At 68.3% G+C, this 20,551-nt stretch carries 18 protein-coding genes and 1 pseudogene; 10 read left to right on the plus strand and 9 right to left on the minus strand.

The features are described from left to right. Positions 1-59 precede the first annotated feature (59 nt). The 9 genes and pseudogenes from DIE15_RS32230 to DIE15_RS32275 form a co-directional block, all read right to left on the minus strand. Positions 60-3,578 (minus strand): pyruvate carboxylase, encoded by a 3,519-nt coding sequence (locus DIE15_RS32230; RefSeq protein WP_124835401.1) that lies wholly within the window; start codon positions 3,576-3,578, stop codon positions 60-62. Between the two features lie 244 nt (positions 3,579-3,822). Then, positions 3,823-4,026 carry a hypothetical protein gene (locus DIE15_RS32235; RefSeq protein ID WP_124835403.1) on the minus strand — a complete coding sequence of 68 codons (204 nt, stop codon included), beginning with the start codon at positions 4,024-4,026 and terminating at the stop codon, positions 3,823-3,825. After that, positions 4,023-4,422 (minus strand): annotated as a pseudogene (locus DIE15_RS32240) (acyl-CoA dehydrogenase family protein); the annotation flags it as partial. The gene DIE15_RS32235 and the pseudogene DIE15_RS32240, both read right to left, overlap by 4 nt. 221 nt (positions 4,423-4,643) lie before the next feature. Continuing rightward, positions 4,644-5,399: a histidine utilization repressor gene (gene hutC / locus DIE15_RS32250; protein ID WP_057924207.1), complete on the minus strand. Its 756-nt coding sequence runs from the start codon at positions 5,397-5,399 to the stop codon at positions 4,644-4,646. A 62-nt stretch (positions 5,400-5,461) separates the two neighbouring features. Further along, complete coding sequence (hutH, locus tag DIE15_RS32255) at positions 5,462-6,955, minus strand: histidine ammonia-lyase (RefSeq protein ID WP_057924206.1); 1,494 nt, start codon at positions 6,953-6,955, stop codon at positions 5,462-5,464. 7 nt (positions 6,956-6,962) lie between these two features. After that, positions 6,963-7,754, minus strand: coding sequence for an ABC transporter ATP-binding protein (locus tag DIE15_RS32260; protein WP_011660730.1), 792 nt, complete (start codon positions 7,752-7,754; stop codon positions 6,963-6,965). A 28-nt stretch (positions 7,755-7,782) separates the two neighbouring features. Further along, positions 7,783-8,529 (minus strand): ABC transporter permease, encoded by a 747-nt coding sequence (locus DIE15_RS32265; protein ID WP_124835405.1) that lies wholly within the window; start codon positions 8,527-8,529, stop codon positions 7,783-7,785. Positions 8,530-8,541: 12 nt separating this feature from the next. Next, positions 8,542-9,264 (minus strand): ABC transporter permease, encoded by a 723-nt coding sequence (locus DIE15_RS32270; RefSeq protein ID WP_057924204.1) that lies wholly within the window; start codon positions 9,262-9,264, stop codon positions 8,542-8,544. 92 nt (positions 9,265-9,356) lie between these two features. Then, the gene (locus DIE15_RS32275; protein ID WP_124835407.1) at positions 9,357-10,217 is read right to left on the minus strand and encodes a transporter substrate-binding domain-containing protein; all 861 of its coding nucleotides are present in this window, start codon (positions 10,215-10,217) and stop codon (positions 9,357-9,359) included. A gap of 469 nt (positions 10,218-10,686) precedes the next feature. Between DIE15_RS32275 and DIE15_RS32280 the strand changes: the two genes are divergently transcribed. The 10 genes from DIE15_RS32280 to DIE15_RS32325 all read left to right on the plus strand — a co-directional run. Further along, entirely contained in the window at positions 10,687-12,381 is a 1,695-nt protein-coding gene (locus DIE15_RS32280; protein ID WP_124835409.1) for a 5-guanidino-2-oxopentanoate decarboxylase, read from the plus strand. Beyond that, on the plus strand, positions 12,378-13,850 hold the full coding sequence (locus DIE15_RS32285; protein WP_124835411.1) for an aldehyde dehydrogenase family protein: 1,473 nt from the start codon (positions 12,378-12,380) through the stop codon (positions 13,848-13,850). Before DIE15_RS32280 ends, DIE15_RS32285 begins: the two co-directional genes overlap by 4 nt. A 149-nt stretch (positions 13,851-13,999) precedes the next feature. Next, positions 14,000-15,097: a PotD/PotF family extracellular solute-binding protein gene (locus tag DIE15_RS32290; protein WP_057924202.1), complete on the plus strand. Its 1,098-nt coding sequence runs from the start codon at positions 14,000-14,002 to the stop codon at positions 15,095-15,097. Positions 15,098-15,101: 4 nt separating this feature from the next. Next, the gene (locus DIE15_RS32295) at positions 15,102-16,028 is read left to right on the plus strand and encodes an ABC transporter permease (protein ID WP_175827194.1); all 927 of its coding nucleotides are present in this window, start codon (positions 15,102-15,104) and stop codon (positions 16,026-16,028) included. Then, positions 16,025-16,867 (plus strand): ABC transporter permease, encoded by an 843-nt coding sequence (locus DIE15_RS32300; protein ID WP_124835415.1) that lies wholly within the window; start codon positions 16,025-16,027, stop codon positions 16,865-16,867. The genes DIE15_RS32295 and DIE15_RS32300 overlap by 4 nt, the downstream gene beginning before the upstream one ends. A gap of 46 nt (positions 16,868-16,913) precedes the next feature. Further along, positions 16,914-17,987: an ABC transporter ATP-binding protein gene (locus DIE15_RS32305; RefSeq protein WP_057924199.1), complete on the plus strand. Its 1,074-nt coding sequence runs from the start codon at positions 16,914-16,916 to the stop codon at positions 17,985-17,987. Between the two features lie 50 nt (positions 17,988-18,037). Next, positions 18,038-18,862 (plus strand): transporter substrate-binding domain-containing protein, encoded by an 825-nt coding sequence (locus DIE15_RS32310; RefSeq protein WP_124835417.1) that lies wholly within the window; start codon positions 18,038-18,040, stop codon positions 18,860-18,862. Between the two features lie 43 nt (positions 18,863-18,905). Further along, positions 18,906-19,670, plus strand: a complete 765-nt coding sequence (locus DIE15_RS32315) for an amino acid ABC transporter permease (RefSeq protein ID WP_124835419.1) — start codon at positions 18,906-18,908, stop codon at positions 19,668-19,670. Continuing rightward, positions 19,667-20,323 carry an amino acid ABC transporter permease gene (locus DIE15_RS32320; protein WP_057924197.1) on the plus strand — a complete coding sequence of 219 codons (657 nt, stop codon included), beginning with the start codon at positions 19,667-19,669 and terminating at the stop codon, positions 20,321-20,323. Before DIE15_RS32315 ends, DIE15_RS32320 begins: the two co-directional genes overlap by 4 nt. A 40-nt stretch (positions 20,324-20,363) precedes the next feature. Continuing rightward, on the plus strand, positions 20,364-20,551 hold a 188-nt coding region (locus tag DIE15_RS32325; protein WP_148095694.1), incomplete at its 3' end, for an ATP-binding cassette domain-containing protein.

A 20,551-nucleotide genomic window follows, 5' to 3' on the forward strand; every position in this document is an offset into this window, starting at 1 on the left:
CGCGACGCCAGGCCATCGCATCGCGACACGCTGCGCCGCGATGCCGCCCCATCTGCGTGTCAGGCCTCGCCCTTCAGCTCGATCAGCAGATCCTTCGCCGCCACCCGTTCGCCGGGCTTCACGTGCACGGCCGCGATCTCGCAGTCGCGCTCCGCCGCGATGTGCGTTTCCATCTTCATCGCCTCGAGCGCGATCAGCGTCGTGCCGGCCGCCACGCGCTGCCCCGGCTGCACGGCCACCGTCACCACCGAGCCCGGCATCGGCGCCGCGATGTGCAGCGGATTGCCCGGATCGGCGCGCTGCAGGCCATGCCGCTCCTTGCCCGCCTGCACGACCGTCTTCTGCTCGACCAGCGCGGAACGCGACTGGCCGTTCAGCTCGAACAGCACCTTCACGATGCCGTCCTGCGCATCGGCGTGCTGCCCCTGCAGCGACACGAGCAGCGTCTTGCCCGGCTCGATGTCGATCGCCACCTCCTCCTGCGGCTGCAGCCCGTACAGGAACGCCGACGTTGGCACGACTGACGTATCGCTGTATGCGCGAACGTGCGCGTAGTAGTCGACCGTCTGCTTCGGATACATCAGGTAGGACGCGAGCTGCCGATCGTCGAGCGGCTGCTCGCACGCGGCCTCGGCCTGCTTGCGCGCCGCGTCGAGATCGACCGGCGGAATCTGGTCGCCGGGACGATACGGCGCCGGCGGGTCGCTCTTGAGCACCTTGCGCGACAGTTCGGCCGGGAAGCCGTCGGGCGGGAAGCCCAGTTCGCCCTTGAACAGCGATACGACCGACTCGGGGAACGCGAGGTCCTTGTCCGGGCTGCGCACGTCGTCCACGCTCAGGTCGTTCGCGACCATCATCAGCGCCATGTCGCCGACCACCTTCGACGTCGGCGTGACCTTCACGATGTCGCCGAACAGTCGGTTGACGTCCGCATACGCGCGCGATACCTCGGTCCAGCGATGATCGATGCCGAGCGAGCGCGCCTGCTCGCGCAGGTTCGTGTACTGGCCGCCGGGCATCTCGTGACGGTAGACGTCGGCCGTGCCCGCGCGGATCTCCGACTCGAACGGCGCGTAATAGCGGCGCACGCCTTCCCAGTACATCGACGCTTCGTGCAGGCGATCCTGATCCAGCCCCGGATCCCGTTCGCTGCCGGCCAGCGCCGCCGCGATGCTCGACAGGTTCGGCTGCGACGTGAGCCCGCTCATCGCGTCGAGCGCGCCGTCCACCGCGTCGCAGCCCGCACCGACTGCCGCGAGCACCGACGCCGCGGCGATCCCGCTCGTGTCGTGCGTATGGAAATGCACCGGCAGCCCGGTTTCTTCCTTGAGCGCCTTCACGAGCGTCGCGACGGCCTGCGGACGGCAGATGCCGGCCATGTCCTTGATGCCGAGCACGTGCACGCCGGCCTGCTGAAGCTCGCGCGCGATGCCAACGTAATACTTGAGGTCGTACTTCGAGCGCGACGTGTCAAACAGGTCCCCTGTGTAGCAGATCGCGCCTTCGCACAGCATCCCGCTCTCGCCCACCGCATCGATCGCCACGCGCATGTTGCGCACCCAGTTCAACGAGTCGAACACGCGGAACACGTCGACGCCGGCACTGGCGGCCTGCTGCACGAAGAAACGCACGACGTTGTCCGCGTAGTTCGTATAACCGACCGCGTTCGAGCCGCGCAACAGCATCTGGAACAGGATGTTCGGCACACGCTCGCGCAGCAGCGCGAGCCGCTCCCACGGGTCTTCCTTCAGGAAGCGCAGCGCGACGTCGAAGGTCGCGCCGCCCCAGCATTCGAGCGAGAACAGCTGCGACAGCTCGCGCGCATAGAACGGCGCGATCGGCAGCATGTCGGCCGTGCGCATGCGCGTCGCGAACAGCGACTGGTGCGCGTCGCGCATCGTCGTGTCGGTCAGCAGCACCTGCTTCTGGTCGAGCATCCAGCTCGCGAATTTCTCCGGGCCGAGCTCGCGCAGGCGATCGCGTGTGCCGGCCGGGATCGCCACGGCCGTATCGATCTTCGGCAGCACGGGTTTCGACAACGGCAGTGCCGGCAGCGTGCGGCCGCTCATCTCGGCGTTGCCGTTCACGTTCAGCTCGCCGAGATAGCGCAGCAGCTTCGTCGCGCGATCGCCGCGCTTCGCGAATGCGAGCAACTCCGGCGTCTTGTCGATGAAGCGCGTCGTCACGTCGCCCGCGATGAAGGACGGGTGGTTGATCACGTTCTCGAGGAACTGCAGGTTCGACGTGACGCCGCGAATGCGGAACTCGCGCAGCGCGCGATCCATCCGATGAATCGATTCGGCCGCCGTCGGCGCCCAGGTCGTCACCTTCACGAGCAGCGAGTCGTAGTACGGCGTGATCACCGCGCCGCCATAGGCGGTGCCGGCGTCGAGACGCACGCCGAAGCCCGCCGCGCTGCGATAGGCGGTAAGTCGCCCGTAGTCAGGCAGGAAGTCGTTCTCCGGATCCTCGGTGGTGATCCGGCATTGCAGCGCGTTGCCGTTCAGCGGAATCGCCTGCTGTTCCGGCACGCCGGCCGCGCGCGCGACGAGCGCGCCGTCGCCGTCCGTCGCGTCCTCGGCCAACCCGATCCGGCCGCCTTCGGTGATGCGGATCTGCGCCTTCACGATGTCGATCCCGGTGATCATCTCGGTCACCGTGTGCTCGACCTGGATCCGCGGATTCACCTCGATGAAGTAGAACTGGCCGGTGTCGGCATCCATCAGGAATTCGACGGTGCCCGCATGCGTATAGCCAACGGCGCGCATCAGGCGCAGCGCCGCTTCGCACAGCGCGTGACGGCCGTCGCGATCGAGATACGGCGCCGGTGCGCGTTCGACCACCTTCTGGTTGCGCCGCTGCACCGTGCAGTCGCGCTCGTACAAATGCACGACCGTGCCGTGCAGGTCGCCGAGCACCTGCACCTCGACGTGCCGCGCATTGCGCACGAGTTTTTCGACGTACACCTCGTCGTTGCCGAATGCGGCCAGCGCCTCGCGCCGCGCGACGGGCAGCAGGGTCTCGAGATCGCGCTCGTTCTCAAGCACGCGCATCCCGCGTCCGCCGCCGCCCCAGCTCGCCTTCAGCATCAGCGGATAGCCGACTTCCGCGGCCAGCGCGCGGCACGCGTCGAGATCGTCCGGCAGCGGCGCGGTCGCGGGCATCACCGGCACGCCGGCCGCGATCGCCGCATTGCGCGCGGCCACCTTGTTGCCGAGCGTGCGCATCACGTCCGGCGACGGGCCGATCCAGCGGATGCCAGCGTCGATCACGGCCTGCGCGAAATCGGGATTCTCGGACAGGAAGCCGTAGCCCGGATGGATCGCATCGACTTTCGCCAGCCGCGCGACGCGCAGGATGTCGTCGATGTCGAGGTAGGCCGCGAGCGGCTTCTTGCCCTCGCCGATCAGGTAGCTCTCGTCCGCCTTGAAGCGATGCAGTGCGAGCCGGTCTTCCTTCGAATAGATCGCCACCGTACGCATGTTCAGCTCGGCGGCGGCACGCATCACGCGAATCGAGATTTCCGAGCGGTTCGCGATCAGGATGGACTGGATGGGGGTAGGAGTCACGGCTGCCATGGATCGTTGGGGTTGAAGAAAGCTGTCGGCGCGACCTGTCCGCCGCCGGATCGGGTGGCCGGCACGCGGATCGCGTCGTCGCGCACAGCTGCATCGGGCCGGCTGCCGGCCATCAGCATTCTTGCCACACTTTGCGCAAACGGCAATCGACATCGCGACAGCAAATGGTATCCAGCCGACCGGGCGCGAGACTCCGCCTGCGGGCCGTCGGCCGACGCATGTCGGATGAAAGGCCGGCGGCCGATCAGTCGCGAATATCGAAAGGCGGCGCGTGATCCATCCAGTCGTAATGGGGGGCGCCTTTCACCCATGCCCGGTTCGCATCGTCGCGGCGCGCGCCGTTCGAGCCCGGCCGCGCCGGCGCCCGCCGGCCATTCGCCGCGCTGTCGTTCGGCGTGCCGGCTCCATCCCGCCGCGGCACTGCGGCACCTTTTCCGACGCCCGTCATCGCGCATCACGGATCATGATGCGCGCGATCACCAGTTGCTGGATCCGGGTCGTGCCCTCGTAGAGGCGGAACAGGGCGCACGTCGCGATAGAAGCGCGCGATACCGTACTCGGCCATATAGCCCGCGCCGCCGAAAATCTGCACGGCGCGATCGGCCACGCGCCCGCACATCCCGGACGCGAACAGCTTCGCGCACGACGCCTCGGTGCTCACCGGCAGCTTCGCGTCGCGCCGGCGCGCGGCATCCACCACCATGCAGCGCGCCGCATAGATTTCGGCCTTGCTGTCGGCGAGCATCACCTGCACGAGCTGGAAATCGGCGATCGGCTTGCCGAACTGCTTGCGCTCCATCGCATACGTCAACGCCATCGACAGCATGCGCTCGGCCACGGCCACGCAGCATCAGGCGCGCACGAGCGCCGCGCAAGATCGTGACGCCATTGCGGCAGCCGGCTCGGCAATCGAGGCCGAGCATCCCGTGGGGAAGGTACGCAGCGCGGCCGCCGATCTTTCGTCCGCCGCCGGCTGCGGCAGGCGCGTCGAGCAAGTGCCCGACTGCGACATCCCGGGCATCTCGACCCATACGCAAACGGCTGCACGCCGACGGCGCCGATACCCTACATCCTCCCCGCCAGATGAAACCGCGACGCCGGATGCCACAGCCTGACCGACGTGGCGACGTGCTCGCCGACCCATGTGCGGCGGCTCAATAACAGACACGGTTCGCCGATTTCCATGACGAGATGCCGACGCACCTGCGCATTCGGCTTCTCCGCATAGATCCGGAACTCCGCGCGCTGGATCGGCGCCAGCCGCACCATGTAATGGTTCGGCGTCTCGATCGTGAAATCCTGCTCCAGGTAGTCGGGAAACAATGCCGGGTTGACGTAGCGATCCTCGAACTGGATCGGCTCGTCTTCCTCGTAGTGCACGATGCGCGAATGAAACACGGGACCCGACCGCAGCCCCAGCGCATCGATCGCTTCCGGCTCGACGCTGCGCTCGATCAGCAGCACGCGTGCGCTGTGCCGGTGACCGCGCTCCGCGATCTCGTCCGCGATGTTGCGGATTTCCAGCACCGTCGATTCGTAATGCCGGCGCTCGACGAACGTGCCGGCGCCCTGGATGCGCGTCAGCACGCGCTCGGCGGTCAGCTCGCGCAGCGCGCGCGACACCGTCATCCGGGCAACGCCGAACTCCTTGACCAGTTCGGCCTCGGTCGGAATCGCGCCGCCCGGCTTCCAGTCGCCGTTCGCGATCCGCTCGACGACGTAGCGCTTGATCTGCTGGTACGCCGGCAGCGCGCGTGCCGGCACGTCGTCGCCCGATGCGACCGCCCGCCGCGCCGGTATGTATCGTTCCGTTTCGTTCATGCGCCCTCGACCGAATGAAGGTTGGATGCCCCGCCGCGCGTCACGCGTCGCGCGTCGTGCCGCTACAGCACGGACGGCGGCTCGCCCGCGACGATCCCGGCCGCGATCGCGATGTCGTCGGCAAGCGGCCGGTCGTCGTGATACGCGCTCACCCGTTCGCGCACCTGTCGCCACAGCGCATCGGTCGACGCCGCCCGCTCCGTTTCGCTCGCCTGCAGATCGTACGCCTGCGCGGCGGCCAGCAACTCGATCGCGAGCACGCGCGTCGCGTTCTCGATGATGTCGAGCGCCTTCAGCGCGGCCGGCGTCGCATGACACAGGTGATCTTCCTGCAGCCCCGACGTAATGCCGCCGTCGAGGCTCGCCGGCGCCGCCAGTCGCTGATTCTGCGCGACGAGCGCGACCGCCGTGTACTGCGCGATCATGAACCCCGAACACGTGCCGCCGGGCGCCGCGAGAAACGCCGGCAGCCCGCTCACGAGCGGATTGACGAGACGGTCCAGCCGCCGCTCGGCGATGGCCGCCACCTGCGCCATGGCCGCCGCGAGGCTGTCCATCGCCAGCGCGATGCCCGCGCCGACCGCATGCGCCTGCGAATGAACGACCGGCGCGTCGCGCGTACCGGCGACGATCGGATTGTCGGTGACGGACGCGAGCTCGCGGTCGACGACTTCCGCCGTCACCGCGAACACGTCGCGCGCCGCGCCGTGCACGTGCGGGATCGTGCGCAGGCTAAGCGGATCCTGCGTATGCCGCCCGCTTGCCGCGGCGAGCATCGGGCTGCCCGCGAGCATCGCCCGCAGGCGCGCGCCGACGTGCCCGATGCCGGGCGAGATCCGCAGCGCGAGCGACGCCGGGTCGAACGCGGCAAGCTGCCCGCCGAGATTCTCGAAACTCGCCGCCGCGATCCAGTCGGCCCAGTCGAGCAGCCGCTCCGCGCGCGCCAGCGCGAGCGCGGCGAGCCCCGTGACGCAGGGCGTGCCGTTGACCAGGCTCAGGCCTTCCTTCGCACCGAGCGCGAGCGGTTCGCGACCGATGCGGCGCAGCGCCTCGTCGCCGCGCACGCGCTCGCCGCGATGGCGCGCATGACCGTGCCCGATGCATACGAGCCCGACGTGCGCCATGTGGGTCAGGTAGCCGACCGAGCCGTGCGCCGGCACCTCCGGCAGGCAATCGTGTTCGAGCAGCGCGACGAGCTGTTCGACGACATCGGCATGCACGCCCGAATGCCCGTGTGCGAAGTTGTTGATCGCGGCCGCGATGATCGCGCGCGTTTCGGCCGCGCCGAGCGGCATGCCGACGCCGACCGCGTGGCTCATCAGGATGTTGCGCGACAGCGTGCTCTGCTGCGCCGGCGACACGATCACGTCGCACAGCGCACCGACGCCGGTATTGACGCCATAGGCGCGAATCCCGCGCGCGACGATCTCGTCGACGAGCCCGCGCGCCGCGGCGATCCGCTCGCGCGCGGCGTCGGTCAACCCCAGCGGTTCGCCGGCCGCGACGGCCGCAATCTGCCGCCAGTCGAGCGGCCGTGCAGAACGGAATACGGTCATGACGTCCTCAGTTCGCGGCGCGGTCGTGATGGCTCGACACGAACTGGCGGAAGCGCTCGGAACACTGGCCGCCGAACAACGCGTCAGGCGGCCCGTCCGAATCGACCTCGCCCTGATGCAGGAACATCACGCGATTCGACACGTGCCGCGCGAAGCCCATTTCGTGCGTAACGACCAGCATGGTGCGCCCTTCCTCCGCGAGCGAGCGCATCACGCGCAGCACTTCGCCGACCAGCTCCGGGTCGAGCGCCGACGTCGGTTCGTCGAACAGCATTACCTTCGGATGCATCGCGAGCGCCCGCGCGATCGCGACGCGCTGCTGCTGGCCGCCCGACAGGTGTGCCGGATAGTAGCCGCGCTTGTCCGCGAGGCCGACGCGCGCGAGCAGCGCCTCGGCTTCCTCGACCGCTTCCGCGCGGCTGCGCTTCAGCACGCGCAACGGCCCTTCGACGAGATTGTCGAGCACGGTCATGTGCGACCACAGATTGAAGTTCTGGAACACCATCCCGAGCTGCGAGCGGATGCGATCGACCTGCCGCCGGTCGCCCGGCTGCAGCTTGCCGTCGCGCGCGCGCTTCATCTTCAGTTCCTCGCCGGCCAGCGCGACGGAGCCGTCGTCGGGCGTTTCGAGCAGGTTCAGGCAGCGCAGGAAGGTGCTCTTGCCCGAGCCGCTCGCGCCGAGGATCGAGATGACGTCGCCTTCGTGCGCGTCGAGCGAGATGCCCTTCAGCACGTGGTGATCGCCGAACGACTTGTGGATGTTCTTGACCGACAGCGCAACGGGAGCAGCGGTGTTCATCGGATTCTCCTGGAAAGGACGGGGACGCTCAGGACGCCACGCGCCGGGGATTGCGTGTCGTCGCGGCGGGTGCGGCGGACGGCTTCGGCGCGCGCAGGTGACCGGAGAGCCGCCATTCGAGCGCACCGAGCAGGCGCACGACGATGAAGTTCAGGCCCAGATAGATGAACGCCGCGCACACGAACACTTCGGTCGTCCTGTAGGTCTGCTGGATGATCTGCTGCGCGACGCCCGTCACTTCCCACACGGTCACGAGGCTGGCGAGCGCGGTCGACTTGACCAGCAGCACGGCTTCGGTCGAATACGCGGGCAGGCACTGGCGCAACGCGATCGGGCCGATCACGCGGCGCAGCAGCGCGAAGCCCGACAGGCCGATCGAGTAACCGGCCTCGATCTGCCCGACCGGCACGGCCATCAGCCCGCCGCGCACGATCTCGGCCGTGTAGCCGGCCGTGCACAGTGCGAGCGACAGCACCGCGCAGACGTACGGCTCGCGCAGCAGCGGCCACATGAAGCTTTCGCGAATCACGCCGAACTGGCCGAGCCCGTAATACACGAGAAACATCTGGATCAGCAGCGGCGAGCCGCGGAACACGAGGATGTACGCACGCGCGAAGCGGTTCGGCAGCCAGTGCGGCGACACGCGCATCGTGACGATCACGAGCGACAGCAGGCCGCCGAGCACGAGCGACGCGAAGAACAGGCCCAGCGTGGTCGGCACGGCCGCGAGCAGCTGGCGCAGCGTGTCGAGGATGAAGTCGAAATCGATTGACATGCGTGCTCTCCGTCAGTTGCGCGCGAAATTGCGGCGGAACGAGCGACCGACGATCGCTTCGGCCCGGTTGAACACGCGGTTCGACAGGCCCGTCATGACCAGATAGAGCGCGCCGCCCGCGACGAAGAACACGAAGTACTGATGCGTCGAGTTCGCCGCGATCTGGCTCGTGCGCAGCAGCTCGGCGAGCCCGGTGACCGAGATCAGTGCCGAATCCTTCAGGCTCAGCTGCCATACGTTGCCGATGCCGGGCAGCGCGAAGCGCAGCACCTGCGGAATCAGGATGCGGCGCAGGACCATGCTGCGCGGCATGCCGATCGAGCGCGCCGCTTCGAGCTCGCCCTTCGACACCGCGAGCACGGCCGCGCGATACACCTCGGCCTGGTACGCGCCGGAAATCATCCCTACCGCGAGCGCACCGATCACGAACGGCGGCACGCCGATGAAGCCTTCCGCGCCGAACCACTGGCCGACGGTCGTGACAAGCGTCGAACCGCCGAAATAGAACAGGTAGATGACGAGCAGTTCGGGCACGCCGCGAAACACCGTCGTGTACAGGTCGCCGAGCAGGCGTGCGCTGCGGTGGCGTGACAGCTTCGCCGCCGCGATCGCCGCGCCGATCACGGCACCGACCGCGAGCGCGGCGAGCGTCAGCGCGACCGTCATCAGCGCGGCGAGCAACAGCACGCCGCCCCAGCCCTCGGTTCCGAAGCCGAGCATTTCAAGAATCGCCATGCGTGCCTCCCGGCAAGCGTTGAATGAATCCGCAGGATGCGTGCCGCCGCGCGTCGTTCGAGCCGCTCACGCGGCGGCAACCGGATACGCGCTTACGGCGTGACGTCGGTCTTGAACCACTTGTCGGCAAGTTTCTTCACGGTGCCGTCCGCGAGCGCGGCACCGATCGCCGTATCGAACTTCGTCTTCAGGTCGGCATCCTGCTTGCGGAACGCGAGCCCTTCACCCGGGCCCCAGATCGGCCCGCCGAGCTTCGGGCCCGCGAGCACGATCGATGCGTTGTCCTTCTTCGCGTTGTTCGCCGCGTAGTACGTGACGTCGTCGAACGATGCGTCGATGCGGCCCGCGACGAGGTCGAGATCACGCTCGGGCGAGGTCTTGTACACGCGGATCGACGCGATGTCCTTGAAGCTTTCGTTGATGAACTTCGTATAGACGGTGCCCGACTGGATGCCGATCGTCTTGCCCTTGAGCTGCTTGCGCAGCGCGTCGACGGTCGGCTTGTCGGCATTCGCGTCGCCGGTCAGCTTGACGATCGGCGCGCCGGGCGCGGCCTTCGGCAGGATCTTGGTATCGGTGACGGCGAAGGTCGCAGGTGTAGCCGCATACGGGCGCGAGAACAGCAGGATCTTCTCGCGCTCCGGCGTGATCGAGATCGCATCCATCAGGATGTCGAACTTGCCGGCCTGCAGGCCCGGAATCATGCCGTCCCAGTCCTGCGCGACCATGTTGCATTGCACCTTGATGCGTTCGCACACGTTGGCGAGCAGCTCCGGCTCGAAACCGCCGAGCTTGCCGCCCGGCAGCGTGAGGTTCCACGGCGCATAGCCGCCTTCGAGCGCGACCGTCACCGTCTTCCATTCCTTTGCCTGCACCGGTGCGGCGAGCGTTGCCGCCGCAGCCGCGATGACGCCGATTGCCCTGACTGCCCAGTTGATGCGCTTGCCGTTCACGAGATTTCTCCTTGCGTTGAAGTTCGCCATCCCTTCGGTGCCAGCAAGCCGCCTCAGGAATTTGTCTATACAAGCATGCAAGAAGAAAAACGGCGAGACAAGCAGCGATCAAAAAAAACCGCGTAAACGCGGGAAATCCCCTAATTTCAGGCCTCTGACGTGCCTCATCGAGGGGAATCCGGGCACGGATTTGGTGCAACCCGGGCAATCCAATCGCAAGGATGACTAGACAAATTCCGGATTCGATCGCGACGGCCGGCTGCCCGGCGTGTGAAGACGGGAAGGTCGAGCTGGCTTGCACGAAGACCGGCCGCCGCCTCGCCGCACAGCGGCGCCGCCATGCAGGCCGCTCATGCCGCGCATGAAAACTAATCGATTGTTGGCACCCCGGATCGACGCCGACAATCCGCGTCATGCCCCTCGTTCGCGGTACGGGCCACTCACCCTCCCAATCGGCACACCACGATCCATGAACCATCCAGCCACCGTCTCCTCCATCGCCGCGGCCCGCAAGGCCACGACGGCACCCTGCCAGGCCCGCCCCCGCACCTGCGGCGAAGCGCTCGTCGACCTCCTCGAACGCCACGGTGTCGAATGCGTGTTCGGCATTCCCGGCGTGCATACCGTCGAGCTCTATCGCGGCCTGGCCGCATCGTCGATCCGCCATGTGACGCCGCGCCACGAACAGGGGGCCGGCTTCATGGCCGACGGCTATGCGCGCGTCACGGGCCGGCCGGGCGTCTGCTTCATCATCACCGGGCCGGGGATGACCAACATCGCGACCGCGATGGCCCAGGCCTACGCGGATTCGATCCCGATGCTGGTGATCTCCAGCGTCAACGCACGACGCGAGCTCGGCAACGGCGACGGCCGCCTGCACGAGCTGCCGTCGCAGCGCGACGTGTTCGCGGGACTCACCGCGTTCTCGCACACGCTGCTCGACGCGGCCGACCTGCCGCAAGTCCTCGCGCGCGCATTCGCGGTCTTCGCCAGCGCGCGGCCGCGGCCCGTGCATATCGAGATTCCGCTCGACGTGATCGTGATGCCGGCGCCCGCGCTGTCCGACGCCCCGCCCGCGCCGCCCGCGCGCCCGGCACCGGACGCGAACGCGCTGGCGGCGGCCGCCGACCTGCTCGCGCACGCGCGCCGGCCGCTGATCCTGGCAGGCGGCGGCGCCATCCACGCGGCCGCGGAATTGCGCGAACTCGCCGAACGCCTGCAGGCACCCGTCGCGCTGACCATCAACGCGAAGGGCCTGCTGCCGGCCGGCCATCCGTTGCTGATCGGCTCGACACAGTCGCTGCCGGCCACCCGCGCGGCGATCCGCGACGCCGACGTGGTCCTCGCCGTCGGCACCGAGCTTGGCGAAACCGATTACGACGTCGTGTTCGACGGCGGCTTCGCGATCGACGGCCGGCTGATCCGCATCGACATCGACACGCAACAGCTGATGCGCAACGCCCGCGCCGAAATCGCCATCGCCGGCGATTCGCGGCTCGCGCTCGGCGCGCTGTCGACCCGCCTGCATGAACGGCCGGCACCGACACCCGAGGCCGACTGGGGCGCGCCGCGGGTCGCCGCCGTGCGCGCCGCGATCGCATCCAGCCACGACGGCGCCGCACAAGCGCAGGCGCTGCTGATCGACACGATCGTCGCCACGCTGCCCGGCGCGATCATCGCCGGCGATTCGACCAGCCCCGTCTACGTCGGCAATTTCACCCACGATGCGCCGGCACCGCGCAGCTGGTTCAACTCGTCGACCGGCTACGGCACGCTCGGCTACGGGCTGCCCGCCGCGATCGGCGCAAAGCTCGCCGCACCCGCGCGCCCGGTCGTGTGCCTGATCGGCGACGGTGGCCTGCAGTTCACGCTGCCGGAGCTCGCGAGCGCGGTCGAGGCGCGGCTCCCGGTGATCGTGATCGTCTGGAACAACCGCGGCTATGGCGAGATTCGCAAATACATGGTTGCGCGCGACATCACGCCGGTCGGCGTCGATCCGTATGCGCCCGATTTCCAGGCGCTCGCACGCGGCTTCGGCTGCGCGGCGCACACGGCCGCCACACCCGGCGCGCTGGCCGCCGCGCTGCGCGACGCCACCGCGCGCGCAATCCCGACCGTGATCGAAATCGACGAGGCAACCTGGTTCGGACAGGTGCAGCGATGAGCACGACACCCGATCTCGCATTCGATCCGCCGCTGCACACGCGCCACTTCATCGACGGTACGTGGCGCACGAGCGTCGACGGCGCGACGTTGCCCGTCGTCGATCCGTCGACGGAAGCCGTCCTCGCCGACGTCAGCGCAGGCGCTGAAGCAGACGTCGAGCACGCGGTGCAAGCCGCGTCGCGCGCGTTTCCCGGCTGGAAGCGCACGACGGGCGCCACGCGCGCGGCCCTGCTGCGCGCAATCGCGCGCGGCGTCGACGCGCGTCGCACGCGGCTCGCCACACTGCAGTCGCTCAACAATGGCAAGCCGTTCGCCGAAGCCGAAATCGACGTCGCGGACGTGATCGCCACCTTCGACTACTACGCGAGCCTCGCGGAGCGCCTCGACACGGACGGCGAAATCGAGATCGCGCTGCCCGGCGACGACCATCGCGCGTGGATCCGGCGCGAACCGGCCGGCGTCGCCGCGCTGATCGTGCCGTGGAACTTCCCGATGGTCACGACCGCGTGGAAGCTCGCGCCCGCCCTCGCGGCCGGCTGCACCGTCGTGCTGAAGCCGTCCGAGATCACGCCGCTGCCCGAGCTCGAACTCGCCGCGATCGCCGCCGAAGCGGGCTTGCCGCCCGGCGTGCTGAACGTGGTGACCGGCACCGGCCACGACGTCGGCGCCCGGCTGTGCGCGCATCCGCTCGTCGCGAAGGTGTCGTTTACCGGCAGCACCGCGGTCGGCGCGCAGGTCATGAAGACGGCCGCGGACACGATCAAGGGCGTCGGCCTCGAGCTCGGCGGCAAGTCGTCGATCATCGTGTTCGACGACGCCGACCTCGATCACGCGGTCGAGCTCATCGCGGGCGGCGGGCTGTTCAACGCCGGGCAAATGTGTTCGGCGACTTCGCGCGTGCTCGTCGCTGCGCCGCTTGCCGACGACCTGATCGCGCGCGTCGCGCGGCGAATCGACGCGACCGTCGTCGGCCCGCCGTTCGCCCCCGGCGTGCAGATGGGGCCGCTGACGAATCGCGCGCAATACGAACGCGTGAAGCGTCACATCGCGCAAGGCCAGGCCGACGGCGCGCGGCTCGTGACGGGCGGCGGCACGCTCGACGGCCCCGGCTTCTTCATCCGGCCCGCGCTGTTCGCCGACGTGCCGGCCGACAGCGCGCTATGGTGTGAAGAAATCTTCGGGCCGGTGCTGTGCATCCGCCGATTCGACACCGAAGACGACGCGATCGCGGCCGCCAACGATACCGAATACGGGCTCGTCGCGACCGTCGTCACGCGCGACGCGGCACGCGGCAAGCGGGTTGCCGACGCGCTCGAGGCGGGCGTCGTGTGGATCAACACGCCCCAACTGATCTATCCGCAAACCTCATGGGGCGGCTACAAGCGCAGCAGCATCGGACGCGAGCTCGGTCCTTTCGGGCTGGCCGCGTTCCAGGAGATCAAGCAGGTCATGATGCCGGCCCGCTGAGGCCGCCGGCCCATGCGTTTATGTCATGCCGCGCATGCGGATATTTCGTTTGTTGCGGAAATTTGACCTCCCTACAGTTCATCCACACCCCACGCCGCAGTTCGGCGACCGGCATCGAACCACACGGCATCGTTCATCAGGAGACGGCCATGCAACACTTCAAGGCGGGAAGAAGGCAGGTGATCAAAACCCTCGGCACGGCACTCGCCGCATCCGCCCTTCCGATGCCGTTCATCAGTACTGCGAAGGCACAATCGAAGAGCTTCGCGGGCAAGACGCTGCGCCTGCTCACGTGGTCCGACGATACCGGCGCGGCCGCGCTGCGCAACATCGCGGAAAGCTTCAGCAAGCAGACCGGCGCACGCGTGATCGCCGATCGCGCGGACGGCACGTCGGGGATGGTCGCGAAGGTCAAGGCCGCGGGCGAGCGGCCGACCTACGACGTCATCACGCTCGCCGGCGTCGGCGCGGCAGGGCTCGCGGATGCGGGCCTGCTCGCGAAGCCGGACCTGAACCGGCTGCCGAACCTGAAGGACGTCGCGCCGCAATACCGCACGGGCGCGAACGGCTTCGGCATCGGCTACCTGCTGTGGTCGGACGGACTGATCTACAACACGGCGACCGTGAAGAGCGCACCGTCGAGCTACGAGGCACTGTGGGATCCGAAGTATGCGGGCCGCCTGTTCCTGCCGCCGCCCGAGTGGGCCGAAGCGGTCGACCTCGCGATCATCGCGGCGAAGCTGGCCGGCGGTTCGCAGCAGAACATCGATCCGGGTTTCAGGAAGCTCGCGCAACTGAAGGACCGCGTGATGACCCTCGGCGAAAACCCGAACCAGGTTGCCGACCTGTTCCGCACCGGCTCGCTCGACATCGGCGGCATCTATTCGCCCGCGTTCTTCCCGGACCAGATCCGCAAGCCGGACTACAAGATGGGCGTGACGTACGGGATGAAGGAAGGCTTCGCGACGCAGCTGATGTTCACCGTGATCCCGAAGGCACACCCGGGCGACCTCGACCTGATCCACGCGTTCATCAACCATTCGCTCGACGCGGACGTGCAGGGCCGAATGGCGGCCGACGTCCTGAATGGCCCGGTGAACGGCAAGGCCGTGATTCCCGCGGCAAGCCGCGCGTTCGTGCCGTCACCGCAGCAGATCGCGGAGAAGGCCGTGCTGCATGACGACAAGGCGCTCGCGGCCGTCCAGCCGGCATGGATCAAGCGCTACACCGGCCTCTTCGCGGCGTAACGCCATGACTTCCCTGTCCTCCTCCCACGACGCCGCGCCGGCCGTTACTGGCGCGGCCGGCGCGGGCGCCGACGCCGGGCCCGCGCTGCCCGGCGTGCCGCCCTGGCTGCTGCTCGCGCCGATCCTCGCGTTCCTCGCGGTGCTCGCCGCCGCGACGCTCACGGTGTTGCGGATGAGCGTGGGCGTGTCCGGCGACGAATGGCGGACCTTCACGCTGCAGAACTACCTCGACCTCGCGGACCCGTACTTCACGACCTCGTTGTGGCTCACGCTGCGCCTCGCGTTCCAGAGCATGGTGTGCGCGGTGCTGCTTGCGATCCCGGTGGCGCTCGCGATGGCACGGACCGAATCGCGGCTCGCGCGCCGGTTGCTGCTCGCCGGCGTCCTGTTGCCGCTGCTCGTGAACCTGCTGCTGCAAGGCTATGGCTGGCTCGTGATGCTCGGCCCGGCCGGCTTGCTCAACCGCGGGCTGCTGGCCACCGGCGTGATCGGGCGGCCGCTGCAGTTGCTGTACCGCGAGCACGGCGTGCTGCTCGGACTGATCCAGACCGCCTTCCCGCTCGCCGTGCTGCCGCTGTCGAGCGCGCTGCGCGCGGTGTCCCGCGCGTACGACGAAGCCGCCGCGACGCTCGGCGCGAGCCGGTGGCAGACGCTGCGGCATGTGACGCTGCCGCTCGCGATGCCCGGCCTCGTCTCCGGCGCGCTGCTCGTGTTCGCGTACAACGCCAGCGCGTTTGCGGTGCCGCTGCTGCTCGGCGGTCGACGCGTGCCGATGCTCGCCGTGCTCGTGCACGACCAGGTCGCGCCGCTGCTCAACTGGCCCGCCGCCTCGGCATCCGGCATCGTGCTGATGGGCGCGACGCTCGTCGTGATGGCGGTTTCGCAGCGCCTCGTGCGCACCCTGCAACGTACCGACGAGGTGCCCCGATGAATGCCCTGCTCCTGCGCGCGCCCATGCCCGGCCGCCTCGGACGCGTGACCGGCGCGCTCGCGACGCTCGTGCTGTTTCTCGCCGCGCTGCCCATCCTGACGATGATCACGATGTCGTTCGGCGCGGCGGGCACGCTCGAATTCCCGCCGCGCGAGTTCAGCCTGCACTGGTATCGCGCCGCCTGGCAGACGTTCGTGTCGTCCGATGCGGGCAGCGCGCAATCGATGGGCGCCGCGTTGACGACGAGCCTCGTCGTCGCGGTCGCGACGATGCTGATCGCGACCGCCGTGTCGGTGCCCGCAGCCTACGCGCTGTCTCGCTACCGCTTCCGCGGCAAGACGCTCGTCGAGCAGTTCGTCGCGTTGCCGATCGTCTATCCGCTCGTGATGCTCGGCCTCGCGCTGCTGATCGTGTTCAACGCGCTGCCGGTCGAACTCGGCATCGTGCGGCTCGTCGTCGCGCACGTGATCCTGACGCTGCCGTTCACGGTGAAGAACTGCGCGGCATCGGTCGCATCGATCGGCCCCGATTTCGAGGAAGCCGCGTGCGTGATGGGCGCAAGCCCGCGCCGCGCGCTCATCGACGTCGTGCTGCCGCTGATGCGGCCCGGCATCCTCGCCGGGATGCTGTTCGCGTTCATTGTGTCATTCAACGAATTCACGGTGACGTTCTTCCTGTACAGCATCGACACGATGACCCTGCCGGTCTGGCTCTACAGCCGCACCGTTTCGTCGCTCGACCCGACCGTGTTCTGCTTCGCCGTGTTCACGGTCGCGATCGACTTCGCGCTGATCTGGATGCTCGAAAAACTCGTCGGCGACAAGGGCGTCGCGCTCTGACGCGCGCACCGTCACCGTCTCGCCCTCGCCCGTGCAAGGAACCCTCATGACCCAGCTCATTCTCCAGAACGTGACGAAGCGCTTCCATCAGGCGTATGCGGTCGATCACGTCGATCTGTCGGTACCGGACGGCAAGCTCGTCTGCTTTCTCGGCCCGTCCGGCTGCGGCAAGACCACGCTGATGCGGATCATCGCCGGCCTCGAAACGCCGACCTCCGGCACCCTGACGTTCGCCGGCCGCGACCTCACGCACGTGAGCGCCAACCGGCGCGACTTCGGCATGGTGTTCCAGTCGCTCGCGCTGTTTCCGCACATGACGGTCGCGCAGAACATCGCGTATCCGCTGCGGCTGCGCAAGACGGACAAGGCCGCGCAGGCACGGCGCGTCACCGAGCTGCTCGAGCTGATCCAGCTGCCGCACATGGCCGACCGGCTCGTCACGCAACTGTCGGGCGGGCAGCGCCAGCGCGTCGCAATCGCGCGCGCCATCGCGTCGTCGCCGCGCCTGCTGCTGCTCGACGAGCCGCTGTCGGCGCTCGACGCGAAGCTGCGCGAGGCAATGCAGGTCGAGATCCGGTTGCTCCAGCAACGGCTCGGCATCACGACGATCATGGTCACGCACGACCAGCGCGAAGCGATGACGATGGCCGACGAGATCGTCGTGATGGAGAAAGGCCGGATCCAGCAGGTCGGCCGGCCGCTCGACATCTATCGCGATCCGGTCAACGAATTCGTCGCCGACTTCATCGGCCTCGGCAACATCCTGCCGGTCGCGTGCGACGGCGACGACGCGATCGTCCTGCCGGGCGGACAGCGGCTCGCGATCCGGCGCGCGCCGGACACGCCGCGCGCAACCGACGCCGTGCGCCTGCTGATTCGCCCCGAGGACGTCTGCGTGCGCCCTGGCCACGCGGCGGCGGCCGCGCCGAATACGCTGGCCGGCACGATCTCGTTCGTGCGCGACGTCGGCGCGTCGATCGAAGCGACGATCGACTGCCGCGGCTTCACGCTGACGGCCGCGACGACGCCGCGCGAGACGCCCGACCTGCACGTCGGCATGCCGGTGCTCGCGGAACTGCCCGCCCATGCATGCAAGCTCATCGCCGCCCGCGGCGCCTGATCCCTTTTTCTTTCTCCCGCGCAGTCCAGTCCAGCAACGAGGATCTCACCATGAACACAACGACCCAAGCCACCCGTCACGTGCAGCGCCTGCTCGCCCGTACCGTCCTCCTCTGCGCCTGTGCCGGCACGGCGGGCCTTGCCGCCTTCGCGCCGCTCGCGCATGCCGACGCGCTCGATACGATCGCGAAAGCGGGCGTCGTGCGCATCGGCGTGTTCGAGGACTACCCGCCGTTCGGCTCGATCGGTCCCGACATGAAACCGCAAGGCTATGACATCGACATGGCGAACCTGATCGGCAAGGCCCTCAACGCGAAAGTCGAACTCGTGCAGGTCACCGGCGACAACCGCATGGCCTATCTCGCCGACCGCAAGGCCGACATGCTGCTGTCGGTCGGACAGACGCCGGAGCGCGCGAAGGTGATCGACTTCTCGAACGCGTATGCACCGTACTACCTCGCGGTGTTCGGCCCGAAGTCGCTGGCCGTGAAGGGCAACGCCGATCTCGCCGGCAAATCGATCGCGGTCGCGCGCGGCACACTCGAGGATCTGAGCGTCAGCAAGGTCGCGCCGCCGAGCGCGACGATCAAGCGCTTCGACGACCCGAACGGCGCGATCGCGGCGTTCCTGTCGGGACAGGCGCAACTGCTCGTGGTCGGCAACGACGTCGGCGCGACGATCATCGCGCGCCATCCGTCGATCGATCCGGAGCAGAAGTTCTCGCTGTTCAGTTCACCCGATCACGTCGGCCTGAACAAGAACGAGCCGCGCCTGATGCAGAAGGTCAACGACGCGATCGCCGGCGCGAGGAAGAGCGGCACGCTGAATGCGTTGTCGCAGAAGTGGCTGCACGCGGCATTGCCGGCCGACCTGTGATGCGCACCGCCCACGCCCCGCACTCACGACGAAAGGCATCGCGATGACCTACGTGTTCGACTTCAGCGATTTCGGCCTCTACGCCGGCATGCTCGCGCGCGGCATCGGCGTGACGCTCGGCCTCACCGCGGCCTCCACCGTGCTGGGCGGCCTGATCGGCACAGCCGGTGCGTGGATCGCGCTCGCCGGCCCGCGCTGGGCGCGCGCGCTCGTCGCGGCCTACGTCGAGTTGATCCGCAATACGCCGTTCCTGGTCCAGCTGTTCTTCATCTTCTTCGGGCTGCCCGGGATCGGCGTGCATATCGACGAGGCGCAGGCGGCCGTGCTGGCCATGACGGTCAACCTCGGTGCGTATGCGGTCGAGATCCTGCGCGCCGGCATCGAATCGGTGCCGCACGGGCAGGTGCAGGCCGCGCGCGCGCTCGGGCTGCACGGCCGGCAGGTGTTCGGTCACGTCGTGCTGCCGCAAGCGCTCGCGAACGTGTACCCCGCGCTGCTCGGGCAGGTGCTGATCGTGATGCTCAGCTCCGCGGTCGTCTCGCAGATCTCGGTGCCCGACCTCACCTATGCGGCGAACTTCATCCAGTCGCGCAATTTCCGGGCGTTCGAGATCTACATCGTCGTGACCGCGATCTACCTGCTGCTGTCGATCGCGCTGCGCATGCTGCTCAATCGCGTCGGCCGGCGGCTGTTCTCGGGCCGCGCGGCGCGCGGCGCGGCTGCCGCGCCGCGGCGCACCCGGGTTGCCCGCTTCACGTGGCGCGCCCGCTCCCCTGAAACCCGCCTTCCCACGGAGCGTGCACGATGATCGAATTCACCTTCCAGGATATTGCATGGAACCTGCTGCTCGCCGCGCGCTGGACCGTGCTGCTGTCGCTGATCACGTTCGTCGGCGGCAGCGTCGCCGGGTTCGCGCTGCTGGCGATGCGCATCTCGGCGTCGGCGGCGCTGCGCCGCTTCGTGATCCTCTACGTCGAGGTGTTTCAGGGCACGCCGTTGCTGATGCAGCTGTTCCTCGGCTTCTTCGGACTGCCGCTCGTCGGTATCGACGTGACGCCGTGGGTCGCCGCGTCGGTCGTGCTGACGCTGAACGCCAGCGCCTATCTGGCCGACATCTGGCGCGGCTGCGTCGACGCGGTACCGCGCGGCCAGTGGAACGCGGCGGCCAGCCTCGGCATGACGTGGACCCAGCAATTGCGCTACGTGGTGTGGCCGCAGGCATGGAAGATCGCGCTGCCGCCGACCGTCGGCTTCCTCGTGCAGGCGGTGAAGAGCACCGCGCTCACGTCGATCATCGGGCTGACCGAACTGACCAAGACGGGCAACATCATCACCAACGCGGTGTTCAAGCCGTTTCCGATCTACGCGATGGTCGCGCTGCTCTACTTCGCGATGTGCTTCCCGCTGACGTGGTACGCCCGCGCGCTCGAACGCCGCTACCGCGTCGCGAAGGCACGCTGAACCGGCGCCGCGAGCGCCTCATTACGATCCAGGTATCTCCATGATTTCCATCAGCAACGTTTCGAAGTGGTACGGCCAGTTTCAGGTCCTCGCCGATTGCACGACCGAGGTCAGGAAAGGCGAAGTGGTCGTCGTGTGCGGCCCGTCGGGTTCGGGCAAGTCGACGCTGATCAAGACCGTCAACGGCCTCGAGCCGTTCCAGCAGGGCGAGATCCTCGTGAACAACCA

The organism is Burkholderia sp. Bp9031, from assembly GCF_003857965.1.
Lineage (GTDB): Bacteria > Pseudomonadota > Gammaproteobacteria > Burkholderiales > Burkholderiaceae > Burkholderia > Burkholderia ambifaria_A.

Excerpts from the sequence above, each read along its gene's own strand:
- DIE15_RS32305 (WP_057924199.1), top strand. The coding sequence starts at position 16,914 with ATGACCCAGCTCATTCTCCAGAACGTGACGAAGCGCTTCCATCAGGCG.
- DIE15_RS32280 (WP_124835409.1), top strand. The coding sequence starts at position 10,687 with ATGAACCATCCAGCCACCGTCTCCTCCATCGCCGCGGCCCGCAAGGCC.
- DIE15_RS32260 (WP_011660730.1), bottom strand. The coding sequence starts at position 7,754 with ATGAACACCGCTGCTCCCGTTGCGCTGTCGGTCAAGAACATCCACAAG.
- DIE15_RS32315 (WP_124835419.1), top strand. The coding sequence starts at position 18,906 with ATGACCTACGTGTTCGACTTCAGCGATTTCGGCCTCTACGCCGGCATG.
- DIE15_RS32295 (WP_175827194.1), top strand. The coding sequence starts at position 15,102 with ATGACTTCCCTGTCCTCCTCCCACGACGCCGCGCCGGCCGTTACTGGC.
- DIE15_RS32285 (WP_124835411.1), top strand. The coding sequence starts at position 12,378 with ATGAGCACGACACCCGATCTCGCATTCGATCCGCCGCTGCACACGCGC.
- DIE15_RS32320 (WP_057924197.1), top strand. The coding sequence starts at position 19,667 with ATGATCGAATTCACCTTCCAGGATATTGCATGGAACCTGCTGCTCGCC.
- hutH (WP_057924206.1), bottom strand. The coding sequence starts at position 6,955 with ATGACCGTATTCCGTTCTGCACGGCCGCTCGACTGGCGGCAGATTGCG.
- DIE15_RS32290 (WP_057924202.1), top strand. The coding sequence starts at position 14,000 with ATGCAACACTTCAAGGCGGGAAGAAGGCAGGTGATCAAAACCCTCGGC.
- hutC (WP_057924207.1), bottom strand. The coding sequence starts at position 5,399 with ATGAACGAAACGGAACGATACATACCGGCGCGGCGGGCGGTCGCATCG.
- DIE15_RS32230 (WP_124835401.1), bottom strand. The coding sequence starts at position 3,578 with ATGGCAGCCGTGACTCCTACCCCCATCCAGTCCATCCTGATCGCGAAC.
- DIE15_RS32235 (WP_124835403.1), bottom strand. The coding sequence starts at position 4,026 with ATGACGGGCGTCGGAAAAGGTGCCGCAGTGCCGCGGCGGGATGGAGCC.
- DIE15_RS32265 (WP_124835405.1), bottom strand. The coding sequence starts at position 8,529 with ATGTCAATCGATTTCGACTTCATCCTCGACACGCTGCGCCAGCTGCTC.
- DIE15_RS32300 (WP_124835415.1), top strand. The coding sequence starts at position 16,025 with ATGAATGCCCTGCTCCTGCGCGCGCCCATGCCCGGCCGCCTCGGACGC.
- DIE15_RS32310 (WP_124835417.1), top strand. The coding sequence starts at position 18,038 with ATGAACACAACGACCCAAGCCACCCGTCACGTGCAGCGCCTGCTCGCC.
- DIE15_RS32270 (WP_057924204.1), bottom strand. The coding sequence starts at position 9,264 with ATGGCGATTCTTGAAATGCTCGGCTTCGGAACCGAGGGCTGGGGCGGC.